Annotated in this window: 16 protein-coding genes; 9 read left to right on the top strand and 7 right to left on the bottom strand. The window is 72.0% G+C overall.

Going from position 1 to position 20,745, the window contains the following annotated elements:
* The first annotated feature begins 57 nt into the window (after positions 1 to 57).
* Both ACQEVC_RS20405 and ACQEVC_RS20400 read left to right on the top strand, forming a co-directional pair.
* Positions 58 to 1,113, top strand: a complete 1,056-nt coding sequence (locus tag ACQEVC_RS20405) for a LacI family DNA-binding transcriptional regulator (RefSeq protein ID WP_432879821.1) — start codon at positions 58 to 60, stop codon at positions 1,111 to 1,113.
* Positions 1,114 to 1,182: 69 nt separating this feature from the next.
* Positions 1,183 to 2,640: a pyridoxal-dependent decarboxylase gene (locus tag ACQEVC_RS20400; protein WP_432879818.1), complete on the top strand. Its 1,458-nt coding sequence runs from the start codon at positions 1,183 to 1,185 to the stop codon at positions 2,638 to 2,640.
* Positions 2,641 to 2,906: 266 nt separating this feature from the next.
* Here the strand turns inward: ACQEVC_RS20400 and ACQEVC_RS20395 are convergent, their stop codons facing one another.
* Genes ACQEVC_RS20395 through pyk form a run of 3 tightly spaced genes read right to left on the bottom strand, consistent with a single transcriptional unit; the run spans position 2,907 to position 5,805 of the window.
* Complete coding sequence (locus tag ACQEVC_RS20395; protein WP_432879815.1) at positions 2,907 to 3,440, bottom strand: RrF2 family transcriptional regulator; 534 nt, start codon at positions 3,438 to 3,440, stop codon at positions 2,907 to 2,909.
* A 23-nt stretch (positions 3,441 to 3,463) separates the two neighbouring features.
* Positions 3,464 to 4,357 carry an acyl-CoA thioesterase gene (locus ACQEVC_RS20390; RefSeq protein ID WP_432879812.1) on the bottom strand — a complete coding sequence of 298 codons (894 nt, stop codon included), beginning with the start codon at positions 4,355 to 4,357 and terminating at the stop codon, positions 3,464 to 3,466.
* Positions 4,354 to 5,805, bottom strand: a complete 1,452-nt coding sequence (gene pyk / locus ACQEVC_RS20385; protein ID WP_432879809.1) for a pyruvate kinase — start codon at positions 5,803 to 5,805, stop codon at positions 4,354 to 4,356. The genes ACQEVC_RS20390 and pyk overlap by 4 nt, the downstream gene beginning before the upstream one ends.
* A gap of 444 nt (positions 5,806 to 6,249) precedes the next feature.
* Between pyk and ACQEVC_RS20380 the strand changes: the two genes are divergently transcribed.
* From ACQEVC_RS20380 to ACQEVC_RS20350, 7 genes are all read left to right on the top strand, one after another.
* The gene (locus ACQEVC_RS20380; protein ID WP_432879806.1) at positions 6,250 to 6,549 is read left to right on the top strand and encodes a hypothetical protein; all 300 of its coding nucleotides are present in this window, start codon (positions 6,250 to 6,252) and stop codon (positions 6,547 to 6,549) included.
* Positions 6,549 to 8,237: an amidase gene (locus tag ACQEVC_RS20375; protein WP_432879805.1), complete on the top strand. Its 1,689-nt coding sequence runs from the start codon at positions 6,549 to 6,551 to the stop codon at positions 8,235 to 8,237. Before ACQEVC_RS20380 ends, ACQEVC_RS20375 begins: the two co-directional genes overlap by 1 nt.
* A gap of 192 nt (positions 8,238 to 8,429) precedes the next feature.
* Positions 8,430 to 10,103, top strand: coding sequence for a hypothetical protein (locus ACQEVC_RS20370; protein ID WP_432879803.1), 1,674 nt, complete (start codon positions 8,430 to 8,432; stop codon positions 10,101 to 10,103).
* 79 nt (positions 10,104 to 10,182) lie between these two features.
* A complete protein-coding gene (rph, locus tag ACQEVC_RS20365) occupies positions 10,183 to 12,780 on the top strand; it encodes a rifamycin-inactivating phosphotransferase (RefSeq protein WP_432879800.1) in 2,598 nt (865 codons plus the stop codon).
* 186 nt (positions 12,781 to 12,966) lie between these two features.
* Complete coding sequence (locus tag ACQEVC_RS20360) at positions 12,967 to 13,959, top strand: suppressor of fused domain protein (RefSeq protein ID WP_432879797.1); 993 nt, start codon at positions 12,967 to 12,969, stop codon at positions 13,957 to 13,959.
* Positions 13,960 to 14,164: 205 nt separating this feature from the next.
* On the top strand, positions 14,165 to 16,882 hold the full coding sequence (locus tag ACQEVC_RS20355) for a glycoside hydrolase family 3 C-terminal domain-containing protein (RefSeq protein WP_432879794.1): 2,718 nt from the start codon (positions 14,165 to 14,167) through the stop codon (positions 16,880 to 16,882).
* Between the two features lie 130 nt (positions 16,883 to 17,012).
* The gene (locus tag ACQEVC_RS20350) at positions 17,013 to 17,672 is read left to right on the top strand and encodes an SRPBCC family protein (protein ID WP_432879791.1); all 660 of its coding nucleotides are present in this window, start codon (positions 17,013 to 17,015) and stop codon (positions 17,670 to 17,672) included.
* A 15-nt stretch (positions 17,673 to 17,687) separates the two neighbouring features.
* On the opposite strand, the gene ACQEVC_RS20345 is transcribed toward ACQEVC_RS20350, so the two are convergent.
* The 4 genes from ACQEVC_RS20345 to ACQEVC_RS20330 all read right to left on the bottom strand — a co-directional run bounded on the left by ACQEVC_RS20345 (position 17,688) and on the right by ACQEVC_RS20330 (position 20,361).
* Entirely contained in the window at positions 17,688 to 18,398 is a 711-nt protein-coding gene (locus ACQEVC_RS20345) for an SDR family oxidoreductase (protein ID WP_432879789.1), read from the bottom strand.
* Positions 18,399 to 18,463: 65 nt separating this feature from the next.
* The gene (locus tag ACQEVC_RS20340) at positions 18,464 to 18,595 is read right to left on the bottom strand and encodes a hypothetical protein (protein ID WP_432879787.1); all 132 of its coding nucleotides are present in this window, start codon (positions 18,593 to 18,595) and stop codon (positions 18,464 to 18,466) included.
* A 111-nt stretch (positions 18,596 to 18,706) separates the two neighbouring features.
* Positions 18,707 to 19,558 (bottom strand): hypothetical protein, encoded by an 852-nt coding sequence (locus ACQEVC_RS20335; protein ID WP_432879785.1) that lies wholly within the window; start codon positions 19,556 to 19,558, stop codon positions 18,707 to 18,709.
* Positions 19,559 to 19,581: 23 nt separating this feature from the next.
* Positions 19,582 to 20,361 carry a hypothetical protein gene (locus ACQEVC_RS20330; protein ID WP_432879782.1) on the bottom strand — a complete coding sequence of 260 codons (780 nt, stop codon included), beginning with the start codon at positions 20,359 to 20,361 and terminating at the stop codon, positions 19,582 to 19,584.
* Between the last annotated feature and the right edge of the window lie 384 nt (positions 20,362 to 20,745).

Raw genomic sequence — 20,745 nt, 5'->3', positions numbered from 1 at the left:
CCCACCTCGCGACCGACGCCCGGGCAGTCCACCGGAGGCTCCGCCAAGCGTGCGGACATGGTGACCATCGCCGACGTGGCCCGGCACGCCGGGGTCGCGGTCAGCACCGTGTCGTACGTGCTCAGCGGCAAGCGCGCCATCTCGGCATCCACCCGGGAGCGGGTACTCGCCAGCGTGCGCGGCCTGGGCTACCACCCGAACGCCGGGGCCCGGGCGCTGGCCAGCAGGCGGGCCAACGTGATCGCCCTGGTGCTGCCGCTGCGCTCCGGCATGCACCTGCCGGTGCTCATGCAGTTCGCCACCGCCGTGGTGACCACGGCCCGGCAGTTCGACCACGACGTACTGCTGATGACCGCCGACGAGGGCCCGGCCGGGCTGCGCCGGATCGCCGCCAGCGCGATGGTCGACGGCATCGTGCTGATGGACGTCGAGATGCACGACCCCCGGGTGCCGCTGCTGCGCGACCTGGAACGGCCCAGCGTGCTGATCGGCTTTCCGGCCGACCCGTCCGGACTCACCTGCGTGGACCTGGACTTCTATCGGGCCGGTCAGGTCTGTGTCGAGCACCTGGCCGGGCTCGGCCACCGCACGATCGCGCTGCTCGGCGCCCCGGCGGTGGTCTACGACCGGGACACCGGCTTCGCCCACCGCACCCGGGCCGGGTTCGCCGAGACCGCGCAGCGGCACGGGATCGCGGCGATCGCCCAGCCGTGCGAGGAGAACTTCGAGGCGGTCGTCCAGGAGGTGGCCGGGCTGCTGGCCCGAGCGCCGGACCTGTCGGCACTGGTGGTGCACAACGAGGCGGCGGTCGGCCAGGTGCTCGCCGCGCTGCCGACGCTGGGCCGGCGGGTGCCCGAGGAGATCTCGGTGGTGGCGATCTGCCCGGACGAGGTCGCCGAGCGGGCCAGTCCGGCGCTGACCTCGGTGCTGATCCCGGCTGAGGAGGTGGGCCGGCAGGCGGTGTCGCTGCTGATGCGCAAGCTGGAGGACGAGCCGGTCCCGGAGGGCACCCTGCTGCCACCCCGGCTGACCGTCCGGGCCAGCACGGCAGCCGCGCCGCCGCCGGACCGGGTCCGGTCCCGTCGGGTACCCACCGGCTCGCCGGCCGCCTGACCACATCCAGCGGCTTCCCGGCCGCCCGGCTTCTTGATCGGCAACGGCCGGGCTGGTCGACTCGGGGACATGGCCAACCACATGACCCCGGACGAGTTCCGGCGACACGGGCACCAGGTCGTCGACTGGATCGCCGACTACTGGTCCACACTGGACCGGCGCCCGGTCACCTCGGCCGATCCACCCGGCACGGTCGCCGCCCGGCTGCCGGCCGGCCCGCCCGAGCGGGGTGAGCCGTTCGACCGGCTCCTCGCCGACCTGGACACGGTGATCGCGCCCGGCCTCACCCACTGGCAGCATCCGCGGTTCTTCGGCTACTTCCCGGCGAACACCTCCGGGCCCAGCGTGCTGGGCGACCTGGTCGGCGCCGGCCTCGGCGTGCAGGGCATGCTCTGGTCCACCAGCCCGGCCTGCACCGAGGTCGAGACGGTGGTGCTGGACTGGCTGGCGGAACTGCTCGACCTGCCGGCGCGGTTCCGCTCCAGCGGCTCCGGCGGCGGCGTGATCCAGGACTCCGCCTCCTCGGCGATCCTGATCGCCGTACTGGCCGCGCTGCACCGGGCCGGTGCCGGGCGGTGGCGGGGGCACGGGGTGGAGCGGGCGTACCGGGTCTACACCTCCACGCAGGGACACTCGGCGATCGAGAAGGCGGCCCGGATCGCCGGGCTCGGCGACGCGGGGCTGCGTACGGTCGGGGTCGATCCGGAGACCCTGGCGATGGATCCGGCGGCGCTGCGTACCGCGATCGAGGCGGATCTGGCGACCGGGCTGGTCTCGGCGGCGGTGGTGGCGACGATCGGCACCACCTCCACCAACGCGGTCGACCCGATCCCGGCGATCGGCGAGCTGTGCCGGGAGTACGGCCTCTGGCTGCACGTCGACGCCGCGTACGCCGGAGCCGCCGCGGTCTGCCCGGAACTGCGGCACACCCACGCCGGGCTGGAGTACGCCGACTCGTACTGCTTCGACCCGCACAAGTGGCTGCTGACCGGCTTCGACTGCGACGCGTTCTGGGTGGCGGACCGGGCGGAACTGGTCGAGGCGCTGACCGTGCTGCCGGAGTACCTGCGCAACGCCGCGACCGAGTCCGGCGAGGTGCTCGACTACCGCGACTGGCAGGTACCGCTCGGGCGGCGGTTCCGGGCCCTGAAACTCTGGTTCGTGCTCCGCTGGTACGGCGCCGAGGGGCTGCGCGCACACATCCGGGACACCGTAGCGCTGGCCGAGCGGTTCGCCGACCGGGTCCGGGCCGACCAGCGGTTCGAGCTGGTCGCGCCGAGCCCGTTCGCGCTGGTCTGCTTCCGGCTGCGGTCCACCTCCGACGGTGCCGCCGACGACGGGGCGAACGCCGAACTGCTGGACCGGGTGAACGCCACCGGCCGGGCGTACCTGACGCACACCCGGGTGGGCGGCCGCTACACGCTGCGGCTGGTGCCGGGTTCGCCGTACACCCGGGAGGAGCACGTGGCGCAGACCTGGCGGCTGATCGGCGAGATCGCGGCGGCGCTGCCGGAGCGGCGGGGCTGAGCCGCGCCGGGCGGCGGTCGGCGAAGCTGCGGACCGCCGCCCGGCACACGCCCGGAAGGGCTCCGCCGGAACCGGTCGTTCACGGGACGAGCATCAACCTTCCAGCCGCTGGAGACTCAAGTCCATTGAACCCTTTCGACCTCCCCTTGCGGTCCATCACGGCGGCAGCCGGAAGTCGGGGCGCATGGCCCGCGCTGTCCAGGTCGAAAGGGGTTCTGTCTCGACGCGTCGGCACCGAGGGCGGCTGGCGGTACGATTCGGCCGGGTCAGGTCCAGGCGGCCGGGTCGGCGGCAAGCTCCCGGACCCGGTCCGGCAGCTTGCCGTTCGCCACGTCGGCGACGGTGACCAACTCCAGGATCTCCCGCTCGCTGGCCCGCAGCGCGATCCAGACCTCCTGGAGGGCCCGCGCCGCACCGGCGTAGCCGAGATCCTCCGGGCGCTGCCCCCGGATGTTGGCCAGCGGGCCGTCGATCACCCGGATGATCTCGGCCAGCGAGATCTCGGGGGCCGGGCGGGCCAGCCAGTAGCCACCCTCGGGGCCACGCTGGGCGTGCACGATGCCGCCCCGGCGCAGTTGCAGCAGGATGCTCTCCAGGAACTTCGGCGGGATGTCCTGGGCCCGGGCGATCTGCTCGGCGGTCAGCGGCGCCGGACGCCGGTTCGGCCCGGCGTCGGCGGCCCGGGCGGCGCGGGACCGGCCGGCGGCCACCGGACGTGGTTCCAGCCCGCCCTCCTCCGCGCGTGCGGCGATTTCGGCAACGGCGCGCAGCGCGTAGTCGACCCGGGCAGAGAGACGCATGTCGGAAAGGTTAACCGGCCCGGTCAGGCCCCGACCCGGCGGAGCAGCCCTTCCTGCACCGCGCTGGCGATCTGCCGGCCGTCGACCGTGAACATCCGGCCGGTGGCGAGCCCCCGGCCGCCCGAGGCGGACGGACTCCAGCAGTCGTAGAGGAACCACTCGTCGGCCCGGAACCGGCGGTGGAACCAGAGCGCATGGTCGAGGCTGGCTCCGACCAGCCCGCCCGGCCCCCACACCTCGCCGTGCACCGAGAGGACCGAGTCGAGCAGCGTCATGTCGGAGGCGAAGGTGAGCGCGCAGGCGTGCAGCAGCGGGTCGTCCGGCAGCTTGCCGTCGATCCGCATCCAGACCCGCTGGTGCGGATCGGCGGGCCGGTCGCCGGGGCGTACCCAGCCGGGCTCGCCGACGTAGCGGACGTCGATCGGGCGGGGGATCATCGCCCAGATGCCGAGCCGCTCCGGATAGCGGGCCAGCCGGTCGGCCATGGTCGGCAGCGCCTCCGGCGCCGGCACGTCGACCGGTGCCGGAGCGTGATGGTCGAGCCCCTCCTCCTCGTGGTGGAAGGAGGCCGACATGAAGAAGATCGGCTTGCCGTGCTGGAGCGCGACCGAGCGGCGTACCGAGAAGGAGCGGCCGTCCCGGATGTTCTCCACCTGGTATTCGATCGGCTCGGCCGGGTCGCCGGGCCGGACGAAATAGCCGTGCAGGGAGTGCACGAACCGGCCCGGGTCGACCGTCCGGCCGGCCGCGACCAGGGCCTGGCCGGCGACCTGGCCGCCGTAGACCCGTTGCGGGCCGACCGGAGGGCTCATGCCCCGGAAGGTCATCTCGTCGAGCTGGCGGAGATCGAGTACCTCCAGTAGCTGGTCGACCGCCGCCTGCCCGACGACGACCTCGCCGGGGCCGTCCGGACTCACTGCCCGGTCCGCGCCACCGTCGCCGGGTCGACCAGCGAGCCGAGCTGGTGCACCCGCAGCGTGTTGGTCGAGCCGGGGGTGCCGGACGGGGTACCGGCGACGATCACCACGTAGTCGCCCGGGTTGGCGTGGCTGAGCCCGATCAGCGCCTGGTCGACCTGCCGGAACATGTCGTCGGTGTGCTGCACGAACGGCATCAGGAAGGTCTGCACACCCCAGGAGAGGGCGAGCAGGTCGCGGACCTCGGGGACCGGGGTGAAGGCGAGCAGCGGCAGGTCGCAGTGCAGCCGGGAGAGCCGCCGCACGGTGTCACCGGTCTGCGAGAAGGCGACCAGCGCCTTCGCGCCGATCGCCTTGGCGATCTGCGAGGCGGCGACGGTCAGCGCCCCACCGTGGGTACGCGGGTCGTGCTGGAGCCGGGGCACGCCGATCGACCCGGACTCGGTGGTGGTGACGATCTTGGCCATCGTGCTGACCGTGAGCACCGGGTACTTACCGACGCTGGTCTCGCCGGAGAGCATCACCGCGTCGGCGCCGTCCAGCACCGCGTTGGCGACGTCCGACGCCTCGGCGCGGGTCGGCCGGGAATTCTCGATCATGGAGTCGAGCATCTGGGTGGCCACGATGACCGGCTTGGCGTTCTCCCGGCAGAGCTGCACGGCCCGCTTCTGCACCAGCGGCACCTGGTCGAGCGGCAGCTCCACGCCGAGGTCGCCGCGGGCCACCATGATGCCGTCGAAGGCGTTGACGATCGCCTCCAGGTGGGTCACCGCCTCCGGCTTCTCCACCTTCGCCATCACCGGCCGGTGCACCCCGACCTCGTGCATGATGTTGTGCGCCAGCTTGATGTCGTCGGGCGAGCGGACGAAGGACATCGCCACCATGTCGACACCGAGCCCGAGCGCGAAGCGCAGGTCCTCGGCGTCCTTGTCCGACATCGCCGGCACGCTGACCGCGACGTTGGGCAGCGAGACGCCCTTGTTGTTGGAGACGGCGCCGCCCTCGGTAACCAGCACCCGGATGTCGTTGCCGTGCACCTCACTGACCTCGACCGCCACCCGGCCGTCGTCGATCAGCAGCCGGTCACCCGGCTTCACCTCGGCCGGCAGCTTCTCGTAGGTGCAGGAGACCCGGTCCCGGGTGCCGAGGACGAGGTCACCGGTGATCACCACCGAGTCGCCGGTACGCCACTCGTGCGGGCCGTCGGCGAACCGGCCGAGCCGGATCTTGGGGCCCTGGAGGTCGGCGAGGACCGCGACGGCCCGACCGGTGGTCCGGGCGGCCTCGCGGACCAGGTGGTAGACCTGCTCGTGGTCGGCATGGCTGCCGTGGCTGAAGTTCAGCCGGGCTACGTCCATGCCCGCCTCGACGAGTCCGCGGATGCGCTCCGGTGAGGAGGTCGCGGGACCAAGCGTGCAGACGATCTTCGCGCGGCGTGTCACGGCCATCAGGCTAGTCTCTCTCTCGGATCGGCCCGCCGGACCCTCGGGATGCCGAAGTCTTGACCAACGTCACGCGGCTGTCAGGTGACCGGCGGGTCGTCACACCGGGACGTCGTTGGCGGGCGTCAGCGACCGCGCGGCGCCGAGCCTACTCCCGCCGCGCCACCGCCGTGCTCCCGGCTGGCGTTGGTCCGGGTCCGTGCGCGGGCGACCTGCGGCGCCCGAGCAGAAAGTCTACGCCGCCGGCCGCGAGTTCACCGTGGCGTGATCTTGCCGTTATCACCTCGATACCGTCCGGCCGGACAGTCAGGCTCGATGTAGTTGATCAAGGTCCGGCACCGCTGGCGGTCGACCGCCCCGGGACTCCCGGTAGGAAGACCGACGACCAGCACCGGACCGCCCGGTCGACGCAGCACCGTCCGAGTCGCACCGATCGTCGCGAGGAGCGCCATGGCACCGACCCCGCCCACCGACGCCGAACTCAACACCCTGATCCGGGCCCGGCTGGCCAGCCTGGGCATCGACCTCGATCAACTGCCACCCGGCACCGCCGCCGACCCGGAGACCGGATCGCCCGGTCGGGACTCCGTACTCGCCTCGCTGCGCTCGTTCGTCCGGGGCACCGTGGCGGACCTGGCCGCGTACCAGTTGCCGGCCCCGGCCGGGACCGACCCGGCGCACGCCAGGGCACTGTCCCAGCAGGCGGCCCCGATGCTCTACCCGTCGATCAGCACGGAATGGCGGCGCTGATGACCGAGAACTTCGCGCCGCAGGACCGGGCCGTCGACCGGCGCGCCTTCCTGGCCCGGGCCGCCGCGCTGGCTGCCGCCGGAACGGTCGGCGGTACCGTCGCGCTGCCCCGGGTGGCCGGCGCCTTCTCCCCCGGTGCCACCGGCCCGGCCGGGCACGGCGGCGGCACCGGCAGGCCGAACCCGGCGCTGGACCGGCCGGAGGCGTACCGGCGGCCCCGCCCGGAGGCGCTCGCCGACCCGACCGAACTGACCGTCGCCGAGGCGGCCTGGCTGATCCGGGCCGGCCGGCTCAGCCCGGCGGAACTGGTCGAGGCGTACCTGGCGCGGATCGGGGCGTACGACCGGACGTACCAGGCGTTCAACCTGGTGCTCGCGGACGCGGCGCTGGCCGCCGCCCGGGCCGCCGCCCGGCAGCGGCGCTCCGGCGCCCTGCACGGCATCCCGCTGGCGATCAAGGACAACTACTACACCGCCGGGGTGCCGACCACCGCCAACTCCTACCTGTTCCAGGACTTCGTGCCGCCGTTCGACGCGACGGCGGTGGCCCGGCTCAAGGCGGGCGGGGCGATCGTGCTCGGCAAGACCCAGATGGGTCCGCTGGCCACCACCCGGGCCACCACGCCGGCCGGAATCGTCACCACGGTCAACGCCTGGACCCCGACCAACCCGGGAACCGACCCGGGCGGCTCGTCGACCGGTACCGCCACGGCGGTCGCCGGGCGGCTGGCCACCGCCGGCACCGGGACCCAGACCGGCGGCTCGATCACCGCGCCGTCGAACGCGCAGAACCTGACCGGCCTCAAGCCGACCATGGGCCGGGTCTCGGGCAACGGCATCATCCCGCTCAGCTACACCCGGGACCATCCCGGCCCGCTGGCCCGGGACGCCAGGGACGCCGCGATCATGCTGACCGCGATGGCCGGCGAGGACCCGGCCGACCCGCGCAGCCAGGGCCTGCCACCGGTCCCCCGGCTGATCGAGGCGGCCACTCCGGTGTACGCCGGCAGGCGGGTCAAGCTGCGCTGGAAGACCCGGATCGGGGTACTCCCCGGCTACGCCACCGGCACGTCCGCGACCGCGCTGGCCCGGCAGGCGTTCCTCGCCGAGCTGGCGAAGATCTCCGGCGTGACCCTGGTGGACGTGACCCTGCCGGAGGACTGGAACCTGCTCTCCGGCGGCAGCTTCAACAACATCCGGCTGCCGGAGCGCAGCGAGCCGTTCATGCCGTACCTCCGGACCGACCTGCGCGGCTTCGGAGTCTCGGTGACAAGCTGGTTGCAGGGGGCGCTGCTCGGCGGCAACGAGTTCCTCACCGGACAGCGGGCCAAGCTGCTCTTCCTGGAGCGGGTGCTGGACCAGCTCTTCGACGTCTGCGACGTGGTGGTGCAGACCGGTCCGGTGCCGTTCGACATCCTCGGGCTGCCGGAGATCGGCTTCCCGATCGGGTTCACCTCGGCCGGGGTACCGATCGGCACCATCCTCGGCGGCCTGCCGTACGGGGAGGAGCGGTTGTTGTCGGTCGTGGCCGCGTACCAGGAGGTCACCGACTGGCACTGGCGCCGGCCGGCCGATCCGCCGGCCCCGGCGACGGACGCCCGGGCCGCCCGGGGCACGCTCGCGGCGCCGGAGCCGGACGAGTCCCGGGGCCGGCTCACCGCCGAGCTGGTCGCCGAGCTGACCCAGTAGACGATCGGGTACGCGGACGCGGAGAGGGTCTCTCAGCCATGGTGCTGAGGGCCCTCTTCCGTCGTCGTGGGGTCGCGGCCGGCCAGCTCGCCCGGCCGCACCGCACCGGTTCCCGTTACCGGCCGCCGGGTGCTCGTCCTGGACGAACAGTCCTGGACCGTGCGGGTGCCCCGACTTGGGTAAGGTCGCCGGGTGCCAGTCGACGTGAGCATCTCCACCGACCTCGCCGACCGGGCCCGATCCGCCCTCGCACGCTTCGAAGCAGTGCCGTCGGAGTGGAGGGTGGACCCGGCTGACCGGATCGGGTGGGCGGTGGCCCGGTTCGACGGCGGCGACCACGCCGGTGCCGCCGAGGAACTGGTGGCGTGCCTGGACGGCTGGCTACCGAGGGAGTTCGCCGAGGCGGCACCCCGGGTCCTCACCGGCGAGCAGGCCGTGCAGGTGGTGGCCGCCGCACTCGACGGCGAGCACCCGTACCGTCTGTTCGAGAGTGGACGCAGCGGTCCCGAGCACGCGGTCGCCGGGACGCTGGCCCGCCTCGTGGCCGGCAACCCCGACGCGGAGGCGGCGCTGCTTCGGGCCGTGCTGGTGATCCGGCCGGACGAGGACGGGATGTGGGCCCGCTTTAGGGCCGCGCGTATCTCGGCGGTGTTCGCGGCGCTGGCCGAGGCGTACGTCGGCGAGCCCGAGCATCTCGACCGCTGGTCGGCGCTGCTGGACGGGGACGACCGCCCCTGCCTGGCGGCGGCAGCCGTCCTGTGGGGGCCGCTCGGCCTCGCCGAGGTTGACCGGCGCTGTGGAGCCGTCCGGGAGATCGACGGTGAGCGACTCGTCGCCGCGTTCGTCGCGGCGGACCGGTTCGACGACGCGCTCACGCTGGCCACCCGGCTCGACCCGAGTCCGCAGCAGCGCGCGCTGCTGACGCTGGCGACGCCCGGGCTCACCCCGACCCGGGCGAAGGCGCTGGTGGCCGCGTTCCGGAAGTGCCCGAAGGGAGGCCGCGAGCGCGACGTACAGATGATCTATCAGCACCGTTTCGCCCGGCTGTTCCTGGCACTGGAGCGAGTCGACGAGGCGCTTGCCGTGCTGAGCCGGATGCGGGACTGCCGGGTGTCGGGATACGGGCCGGGCCCGCTTGCCCTTGAGGTGCTGCGCTGGCTCGACGGCCGGCGCGTGGCGGCAACCCCGGAGCGGCTCCGCGCCCTACTGGACGTACTGGCCGGCCCCGGGGTCATCCCTCAGGAGTTGGCCGCCGTCGTCGCGGACGTCGTACCGCTCGCGCATGCCCTGGCCGACGAGCCGCTGCGCACCGAGATCGTCGACGTGCACGTACCGCGGCTGCGGGCCCGCCTGCGGAACATGCCGTGGGCGCTGCTGGCCGACGCCGGGCTCGGCGCCGCGCTTGTCGAAACGGGCGACGCCACCGCGCTCGACCCGGTGTACACGCAGGCTGCCGGTGGCCGACCCGACTCGCGGCTGAGCCTGGTGCTGGCCCGGCTGGCCAGCCGCACCGGACTGCTGGCACGGGATCGCGAGCTGTTCACCCGTCTGGTGGCCGGCGCGTTGCGGGACGGCTACTGGTGGGTCGCCGAGGCGTTGCTGCCAACCCTCGACGCCGAGGCTCGGACTGTCGTGCCGGACGCGGTGGCGGCATTGCCCGCCGACAGCCGCCGCCAGGTGGTCGCCGTCGCACGCTTCGCCGAGCGGGTCGGCGACTCCGGTCTGCTCGCCGCCATGCTCGACGCGGCACCGGACGCCGAAAGTACCCGGCGAGTGGCCGGCCGCGCCGCGATGCTGCTGGCCCGGCACGGCGAGTTGCCCGACGCGCTGGACGTCGCGCACCGCTGCGGTCTGATCAGGGGATAATCAAGGTAGCTGCGCGTCGCCCGACCGGGCGGAGCGGCCGGTGCAGGGCAACGGAGCACGGCTGCCCGGAGGTGTCGTGATGAGTGAGCCGTACGTGTTGGGCCTTCAAGAGGTTGACGAGACGCAGGTCGCGGTCGCTGGCGGCAAGGGCGCGCACCTGGGCGGGCTGTCGCGGATCGACGGCATCCGCGTGCCGGCTGGCTTTTGCCTGACGACGGAGGCCTACCGGCGAATCCTGGCGGAAGCGCCCGCGATCGACGATCGGCTCGATCAACTGTCGCGGCTGAACCCGGACGACCGGGAGGCGATCCGCATGCTCAGCGCGGAGATCCGCCGGACCATCGAGAGGATCGCCGTCCCGGGCGACCTCGCGGCGGCGATCACCCGCGCTCTCGCCCAGCTCGGCGAGGACGCCGCCTACGCCGTCCGATCCAGCGCGACGGCGGAGGACCTGCCGACGGCCTCCTTCGCCGGCCAGCAGGACACGTACCTGAACGTCGTGGGCGGCGCCGCGATCCTCCAGCACGTCAGCCGCTGCTGGGCCTCGCTGTTCACCGAGCGGGCCGTGGCCTACCGCCAGCGCAACGGCATCGACCACCGTACGGTCCAGATGGCCGTGGTCGTGCAGCAGATGGTCTTCCCGCAGGCGGCCGGCATCCTGTTCACCGCCGACCCCGTCACGTCCCACCGGAAGGTCGCCTCCGTGGAGGCCAGCTTCGGCCTCGGCGAGGCCCTGGTCTCCGGCCTGGTGAACCCGGACGTCTACAAGGTGCGCGACGGCGAGGTCGTCGCCAAGGCGATCGGCGCCAAGCAGCTCGCCGTGCACGCCTCGCCGGCGGGCGGTACGCGGGAACAGGCGATCGACCCGGAGCGGCAGGAGCAGCCGGCGCTGACGGATGCGCAGGTCGTGCGGCTCGTGCGGCTCGGCCGGCGGATCGAGGCGCACTTCGGACGCCCGCAGGACATCGAATGGTGCCTGGTCGACGACGACTTTCAGATCGTCCAGAGCCGGCCGATCACCACACTGTTCCCCATCCCCGAGTCCGGCGACGGGGAGAACCACGTCTATCTCTCCGTCGGCCATCAGCAGATGATGACCGACCCCATGAAGCCCCTCGGGCTCTCCTTCTGGCAGATGACGACCCCCGCCCCCATGGCCGAGGCCGGCGGCCGCCTGTTCGTCGACGTCACCCGGAGGCTGGCCTCGCCGACGACCCGCGCCGGCCTCCTGGACCTGGCGGGAAGATCCGATCCACTGACCGGGGACGCGCTGCGGACCATCCTGGAGCGCGACGGCTTCATCCGGCCACTCCCTGACGAGGGTCCCCCCGAGCCACTGCCGGGCGGCACGCCAGCCCCGATCGAGACCGATCCGGCCATCGTCACCGAGCTGATCGGGCGCAGCGAGGCATCCATCGCCGCCTCGGAACGCGACATCCGGACGAAGTCCGGGGAGGCGCTGCTCGACTTCATCCGGGCGGACATCCAGGAGCTGAGGCGGATCTTGTTCGATCCGCAGAGCCATCAGGTGTTCATGTCGGCGATGGAGGCCACGTGGTGGCTCAACGAGCGGCTGGAGGCGTGGCTGGGCGAGAAGAACGCGGCGGACACGCTCACCCAGTCCGTGCCCCACAACGTCACGTCGGAAATGGGGCTGGCGCTGCTGGCCGTCGCTGACGTGATCCGCCCGCATCCGGACGTGGTGGCGTTTCTGCAGCACGTCGAGGACGAGGGTTTCCTGGACGAGCTGCCCACGCTCGCGGGCGGGCGGGAAGCGCGAGACGCCATCGAGGGCTGGCTCGACAAGTACGGCATGCGCTGCGTCGGCGAGATCGACATCACGCGGCCGCGGTGGAGCGAGCGCCCCTCCACGCTCGTGCCCCTGATCCTCGGCAATATCCGGAACTTCCCGCCGGGAGCCGGCGAGCGGCGCTTCGAGCAAGGGCGGCAGGAGGCGTGGGAGAACGAGCAGGAGCTGCTGGAACGCTTGCGGGCCCTGCCGGACGGGGAGCACAAGGCCGAAGAGACGAAGCGGATGATCGACCGGGTCCGGACCTTCATCGGGTACCGGGAGTATCCGAAGTACGGCATGGTCAGCCGCTACTTCGTGTACAAGAAGGCCCTGCTGGAAGAAGCCGAGCGCCTCGTGCGGGCCCGCGTACTCCGGGAGAAGGAGGACATCTTCTACCTCACGTTCGAGGAGCTCCACGACGTCGTGCGCACGAACCGGGTGGATGACCAGCTCATCGGCCGGCGCAAGGACGACTTCAGGTCGTATCAGGCGCTCACGACGCCCCGGGTGCTCACCTCGGACGGCGAGGTCGTCGCCGGAGCGTACCGGCGCGACGATCTGCCGGCCGGCGCGCTGATCGGCCTACCGGTCTCCGCCGGGATCATCGAAGGGCGGGCCCGCGTCATCCTGGACCTGGCACGGGCCGATCTCGAACCGGGCGACATCCTCGTCACGACTCACACGGACCCGAGCTGGACGCCCCTCTTCGTCGCCATCGCAGGCTTGGTGACGGAGGTCGGAGGATTGATGACGCACGGCGCAGTGATCGCACGGGAGTACGGACTGCCGGCCGTCGTCGGTGTGGAGGACGCCACCCGACTGATCCCCGACGGGCAGCGGATCCGCGTGCACGGAACCGACGGGTACGTCGAGATCCTGCCGTGACTGACCACTGAACCTTTTTCAACCTGAACCGCGCGGCGCTCACGCACCGCGTCCGACCTTGCGGTCCGCCGGACCGCAAGGGGAGGTTGAAAAAGGTTCACTCAACGAGAAGGCCCCGTCTCGCTGTGCTGACTCACCCGGGTGGTCCGGCGCGCGGCGCCCGGACCGGCATGTTCTGATCCTCCAATGACCTCCGATGCCCCTGGTTGGGACGCGATCGACGCCCGACTCGCCGAGCTGTACCCCAATGTCGAGCCGAAGCACTACGGCACGCTGCACCGATTCGCGCTGGGTGGGCCTGACCCGCTCGATGGCATCAGCTTCTACTCGCGCGACGAGCCGATGCCGCACTGGCACATCGTCGGCTATGGCATGAGCGAGCTGTACGCCAAGGAGAGCGACAACCCCGACGAGTCGGGCTGGGGCTTCGAGTTCACCTTCCGGGTCGCCCGCGACACCGGCGACGCCGAACCACCGATGTGGGCGGCGAACCTGCTGCAGAACCTCGCCCGCTACGTGTTCTCCAGCGGCAACTGGTTCGAGCCGGGCCATCACATGAACGCGAACGGACCCATCCGGCAAGAGTACGAGACAGCGCTGACCGCGCTAGCCTTCGCCGAGGACCCAGAACTGGGCACGATCGCCACCCCGCACGGCCGAGTGCAATTCCTGCAAGTGGTGGGCCTGACCAGCGATGAGTACGCGGCAGTTCGGCAGTGGGACACCGACGGTGTGCTCGGCCTGCTCGCCGAACGGCAGCCGCTGCTGGTCACCGATCTGGACCGGCCGTCGCTGACAGACGATCCAGCGGTACGGGCCGAGATCGAAACCGGGCGGGCCCGCGACGGTTCGTCGACCGGGCTGATCGTGGTCGCTGGCTTCGGGTGGGCCACCGAGAACGACACGGTCCGGCTGCGGTTCAAGAACGTCACCACCGCCACGGTGGCCCAAGCGGTGCGCGACCGACTGCCACACGGCCGCGAATTGCTTCTGGACGGCAACGGCACTCGCGTCGTGTTGCTGGGCGCGGAGGTCTTCGCCATCCGCCGACCAGGCGACGGCCTGCTGGAAGTGGACCTTCCAGCGGAGGCGGTCGCCGCGCTGCCTGACGCGCTGGTGCCTGGCACTCATCCAGTGCCAGGCACCAGCCACCTCATCGTCGAGGTTTCGAAGGACTAGCAGCCAGCGGCACCAATTCACCCGGCAGGGTCAGCCGACGGTGCTGATCCGCTTTGCCAGGTCGCCGAACGCCCGCCCCGAGCCGCCACCACCATCCCCGGTACGGCAGCTCAGGGCAGGCTACTACCGACAGCCACCTTGACGTTCATCGATATGAGCCCTACGTTCGCCCGGGGTCCACCGGATCGGCGAAGGGGATGGCGGGATGCGAGCGCGTGCCTGGACGGCGACGGTGGTGGCCGTCGTACTGATCAGCGGCAGCGGATGTGCGGCGGAGCCGGAGGCGGCGGTTCCGGCCGGGACCAGCGGCGACGGCGGCGCCATCTACCTGGACCGGTCCTACTCGCCGGAGGAACGGGCCGTCGACCTCGTCTCCCGGATGACGCTGGCGGAGAAGGCCGCCCAGCTGGTCAGCAGCCAGTCGGCGGCGCTGCCCCGGCTCGGCATCGAAGCCTACGGCTGGTGGAACGAGGCCGCGCACGGCGTCGCCCGGGAGGGCACCCTGCACAACGCCAACCCGCCGATCCTGACCAACACCACCTCCTATCCGGTCGACCTGTCGCTCGGCGCCACCTGGAACCCCGACCTGGTCCACCGGGAGGCGACCCTGATCTCGGACGAGGCCCGTGAGGTGGTCCGGGACAACCGGCTCGACCTGAACTTCTACTCCCCCACCGTCAACCTGGCCCGGGATCCGCGCTGGGGCCGCAACGACGAGGCGTTCAGCGAGGACCCGCTGCTGACCGCCGCGCTCGCCGCGCAGTTCGTGAACGGCATGGAGGGCAAGGACCGGACCGGCCGGCCGCTGCCGTCCGGCGGCGGCTATCTGAAGACCAGCACCACGCTCAAGCACTACGCGGCGAACAACAGCGAGTTCGACCGGCTGCGCGGCACCGCCGACATGGACGACCGGACGCTGCGCGAGTACTACACCGCGCAGTTCCGGGAGGTGGTCGAGCGCAGCTCACCGGCATCCATCATGACCTCGTACAACCGGGTCAACGGGGTGCCGACCTCGGCCAGTGGCTATCTGATGGACGAGCTGGCCCGGCAGACCTTCGGGTTCGACGGCTTCTTCACCTCTGACTGCGACTCGATCCGGGAGATCCAGCACGGCCACCGCTGGCAGCCGCCGGGCCACCCGGCCCCGCTCGACCACGTCGAACGGCACGCCTGGGCCAACGCGGCCGGCGAGGACCTGAACTGCCAGCAGGGCTACCACGACGAGTGGAGCTACGCCAACACCATCCCGGAGGCGATCGCCCGGGGCATCGACACCCCGTACGGCCGCTACACCGAGGAGCACGTCGACGCCTCGCTGGTCCGGCTGCTGACCACCCGGATCCGGCTCGGCGAGTTCGACCGGCCGGAGGACGTACCGTGGGTGACCGCCGCCCGGTCCCGGGTCGCGCCGGGCACCTGGACCAACTCGGACGCCAACGGCGCGATCACCCAGACCCCGGCCCGGCTGGCGATGGCCCGCGAGGTCGGCGCGGAGAGCATCGTGCTGCTGAGGAACCAGGCGCCGAAGACCCGGGCCGGTGCCGGCCGGGCCGCGCTGCTGCCGCTGCGGGTGCCGCCGTCCGGGCCGTACCGGGTGGCGGTGCTCGGGCACTACGCCAACCCGCCGAGCATGTACCTCGGCGGCTACTCCAGCATCCAGGCCAGTGCCGGGCAGGCCAACGAGGTCAACGGCTACCAGGGGCTCAGGGCGGCGATCCAACGGATCAACCCGGGCGCGGTCGTCGACCACCTGCCCGGGGTCACCGGGGAGAGCCTGGCCGAGGTGGACCCGGCGTCGGTGGCGGCCGCCGCCGGCTACGACGCGGTGATCGTGTACGCCGGTACCGACGAACGGCACTCCCGGGAGGACGTCGACCGGCGCACCCTGGCGCTGCCCGGCGCGCAGGCGTCCCTGATCAGCCAGGTGGCGGCCAGCAACCCGAACACCGTCGTCTACCTGGAGACCGTCGGCCAGGTGGACGTCGAGGGCTTCGAGGGCGCGGTGCCGGCGATCCTGTGGAGTTCGTACAACGGGCAGCGCAAGGGCGAGGCGCTGGCCGACGTACTGCTCGGGGCGCGCAACCCGAGCGGGCACCTGCCGTTCACCTGGTACCGGGACGCCGGACAGCTCCCGGCGATCGACGACTACGCGATCCGGGGCGGGGACGGGCGCCCCGGACGGACCTACATGTACTTCGACGGCGAGGTGTCGTACCCGTTCGGCCACGGCCTCGGCTACAGCGAATTCGGCTACGCCAGGCTGCGGGTGGACCGCCGGATGGTGGACCCGAACGGCACCGTCCGGGTCGGCGTGGACGTCACCAACACCGGTCGGGCGGCGGGCGCCGAGGTGGTACAGCTCTACGTCGGCACGCCGGGCGCACCGGCGGGCCGGGAACGCCCGGCCAAGCGGCTGGCCGGCTTCGAGAAGGTCTCGCTGCGCCCGAAGCAGACCAGGCGGGTGGAGTTCCGGGTACCCGTCGCCGACCTCGCCTTCTTCGACGAGCGCGCCGGCCGGTACGTGGTCGACCCGGGCGCGTACGCCTTCCAGGTCGGCCGGTCCAGCGCGGACACCGACCCCCGGCTGCGGGCGGTGGTGACCGTCCGGGGCACCCTGCGGCCGGCGTTGTCGGTCGTCACCGCGACCGCGCCGACGCTGGTCTCCCCCGGCACCGCCCTCTCCCCGAAGCTGACGGTGGCGATGACCGACGACACCCGGTACAGCTACCGCGCCGAGGGTGCCGGTACGCCGCTGCCGGCCGGCGCGACCGTGCGGTACCGCAGCAACCGCCCGCGGGTGGTGTCGGTGGACCCGTCGGGTGGCATCCGGGCGGTGTCGACCGGGGTCGCCACGATCACCGCGACGGTGAGCTATCGCGGCGTCAGCCGGTCCGCCGACTTCGTGGTCGGGGTGCGGTAGGCGGGCCGGCACCGAGCGGGCTGTCGCGGGAAGCGCGGCAGCCACGCCGATCTCGCACAGCGTTGCACTTATATAAGTTGCTCCTGATACGCTGCCACCCGTTCCGCCCCGAAGGCCAGCGTGAGGAGTGATGGTGGACATCGTCGACGAGATCAATGCGATCCACCGGACGGTCGGCCGGGCCGAGACACCGGCCGGCGAGGCCCGGACCGTCCTGCTGCGCCGGACCTACGACACCTCGGTGGACGACCTCTGGGACGCAGTCACCAACCCCGAACGGCTGCCCCGCTGGTTCCTGCCGGTCAGCGGCGACTTCACGCTCGGCGGGCGGTACCAGCTCGAGGGGAACGCGGGCGGCGAGATCATCCGCTGCGAGCCGCCCCGGCTGCTCAGGCTCACCTGGATCTTCGGCGAGCCGGTCGAGGGCGGGTTCAGCGAGGTCGAGGTACGGCTCTCCCCCGGCGACGGCGCCGAACGGTCCGTACTCGAACTGGAACACGTCGCGGTGATCGACCCGGAGCGGTGGACCGAGTACGGCCCCGGGGCGGTCGGCGTCGGCTGGGACCTGGCCCTGCTCGGCCTCGGCCTCTATCTGGGCGGCGGCGCCATCACCGACCCGAACGCCTGGGGCGAGTCCCGGGAGGCCCGGGAGTTCATGACGTTGAGCAGCAACGCGTGGGGTGCGGCGACGGTGGCCGGCGGCGACCACCCGGACGCGGTGGCGGTGATGGTCGCCAACACCACGCAGTTCTACGCCCCGGACCCGCCCGCCGGTCCGAGCGCACCCTGAGGCCGATAGGCCGAGCTACTCCGGCCGTACCTGCTCGAAGTGGAACTCCCGGATGAAGCAGTCCCGGGGCTGCCCGACCGCGAACAGCACGCACTCCACGACCGACCGCGCGGTGAGTGGCGTGCCCGGTCCGCGCGGACCGTCCTGCTCGAAGTCCGGCGGATAGAGGGAGATCACCCGGATCCCCTCGGCGCGCAGCCGGTGCGACAGGATGCCGGCGAACCCGGCCTGGGCGTGCTTGGCGGCGTAGTACGCCGGGTGCGCGTCGGACCGGTGGTGGCCGACCTCGCCGCAGGCGGAGACCAGGTTGACGATGTCGGGCCGGTCCGAGGCGCGGAGCAGCGGCAGCAGGTGCCGGGTCAGCAGCACCGTGCCGGTGGCGGCTCCGGCGATGGTGGCGACGATGTCGTCGTCCGAGGCGTCGTCCAGCCCGGCACCGGGCAGATAGGCGGCACCGTTGTTGACCAGGATGTCGATCCGGTCGGTCCGGTCGGCCAGCGCCGCCGCGAAGCCGCGTACCGAATCGGGGTTCGCCAGGTCGCAGCCGAACGCCTCGGCGCTGCCGGCACCGCCCTGCGCGATCAGGTCCGCGGTGCGGCCGGCCGCCGCCGGATCCCGGGCCGAGACCGCGACGTGCGCGCCGCGCTCGGCGAACGCCAGTGCCAGGGTACGGCCGGTGTCCCGGCCCGCGCCGGTGACGACGACCCGCAGTCCGTTCGAGAACATGGCCCGAGTCCAGCACCTCGACCAGGGTTGAAGTCAACTCCCAGCCGTGGCCGCCGCCGATCCGGTCAGCCGTCCTCGTCCGCGGCGGCGAGCCCGGCGAGCGCGGTACGGAGGTGCTCGGCCTCCAGCGGATCCAGCTCGGTGTAGCCGGCCAGCGCGGGTGTGAAGTGCCGCCGGGCGTTCTGGGTGCACCTCAACGACCAGGCGGGTAACCCCTGGAACTGAGCGTCTCCCGACCGGGACGACCGGGGCCAGCTTCCCCGCTCTGGACGGCGCACGGCGGATCCCCGCCGTGCGCCGTCGTCGGGTCAGGACCGCAGCTCGGTCAGGGCCGCCGCGAGCATTCCGGAGAGCGACCTCTGGGCGAGTTCGTCGCGCAGCGCCGGGTAGTGCGGGTAGTGGTTCAACATCCGACCAGGGTTGGCCGGATCGGGGTACCCGGCGAAAGCCCCCCAGCGCCACAACGCGTACTCATGCCGGCTGGCCATGGGTCCGCCGCCGTGTTCGACGCACTGGAAGTAGCCGGGGATGAACAGTTCGGGATAGACCTGCCACACCTCCTCCTCGTTCGGAATGGGCAGGAAGAACCGGTCGAAGTACTCGTGGCAGAACACCTGGAACGTGGCCTGCATCTTGGTGAACGCCGCGATCAGGTACTGCTCCAGTTGCGCGGTCTGGAGGTTGGCCTGCGCCCGCGCCGCCAACGCGACCGGTCCGAGCGAGACGAGCAGGACCCCGAGGTCGCGCATCGCCTCGAAGTTGAAGTTCTGCCCCACCACGTCGTAACGGACGTTGATGGCGGTGACGCAGCCGGTGGCATCCTGCGCGAACCGCTGCTTGAGACTCATCGGGAAGTCCTGGCTCTCGACGAACTCCAGCATGGCGTGCTCGGTGCAGCCGCGGACCTCGGCGACGGTCAGCGCGTCCATGTGGTTCTTGATCGCCTGCTCGGAGCGGCGGACCTCGCTGATCATCATCGTCACCGCCTGCTCCAGGGTCAGCCCGCCGCTCTTGGAGTCGTTGTAGAACGAGTACGCGGCGTAGGCGAACTGTGCCACCTGGATGATCGTGCCCGGGTCCACCGCCTGCGCGGGGCGCGGGGCGACCGGCACCGCCAGTCCGGTGGCCGCCACCGTGGCGACCAGTCCTCGGGTAGCCATCTTTCTCAGCCCGGCCTTCATCATCAGACTCCTCCGTCGTTCATCCGTTGCAGGGCGTCCTTGGCAAGTTCCCAGCTCGTACCAGCGCCGGCCGCGGCCTCGAGCGTCGCCGCGGTCCACGGCCCCTCCTGCCAGTCGCCGTTGACCTGGTAGTCCTGGAAGGTGCGCGGGCCGTGCGGGGTGGCGCACTCGTACACCACGTGGTAGATCGACGGATGCCAGTCCATGTCACCCTCCCGGGGGACACACCTCGGCTTCAGCCGGTCGACGATCGCCTGCATCGCCGCCCGGTAGTTCGGCAGGTAGGTGGCCGTACCGAGCCCGGCCGCGATCCGCGCCTCCAGCCCGACCGAGTAGAGCGAGTAGATGGCGAAACCGAGGTGATCGGCCTCGACCGGGGATTCGACCGCGTCGAAGACGCTCTTGGCCTGACGCGCGTGCAGGGCGACCTCCAGCGCGTAGTCCTGCAACGCGTCCTCGGTGAGCAGGGGCAGGGACGGGACCTCCAGGATCGCGTGCTCGGCCGCGCCGACCCACGGGGCCGCGGCGACGGCGTCCAGATGCGAGAGGATCGCGTCCTCGGCCTCGCCGACCACCCCGACGAACTCCTGTAGCGCCTGGAAGAGCTGCTGCTCGGTCAGGTCGCCCGCCCGGGCGTCCAGGAAGAGGCTGAAGGCGATTCGGCCCACCTTCTTGATCGCGTCGACGCCGACGGTCGCCTGAGCCGGCGTGGCCGTACCGGGCAGGGCCACCACCACCGCCAGCGCCGCTGCGGCAATGCCGCGTAACAATCTGGCTCTCACCTAGATTCTCCCTCCGCTCTGGCCGCGACCAGGGCCAGGCCCGTCGTTGCGGCGCTGATTCCGGAGTCACCCTGCCAAGCACGACTGGACAACGACTGGACGCGCCGGGCGATTTTCCGGGAGCCGGGTGGGACGTTCGGCCGGCCGCCGATGACCGGACGACGACCAGGGCGGGATACCGGGATCGGTCGCCGGGTCGGTGAGGTCGACCTGGAGATCCGGCTCTACGACTTCCTGCCCTTCGGGCCCATTTACCGCCACCTGCCTCCGCCGTCGGGAAGCTCCGCGGGTTCCGCCGTCAGGAAGCTTCCGCGAGTTCCGCCGTCGGGAAGCTCGGCGAGCACGTCGGGTACGGCCCGGCGATGGCGTGATGACACCGGGGAA

Origin of the sequence: Plantactinospora sp. CA-294935 (genome assembly GCF_050936445.1) — a bacterium.
Taxonomy (GTDB): domain Bacteria; phylum Actinomycetota; class Actinomycetes; order Mycobacteriales; family Micromonosporaceae; genus Plantactinospora.
Note: the sequence above shows the minus strand (reverse complement) of the source record. Positions and strands in the feature narration are given on the sequence as shown.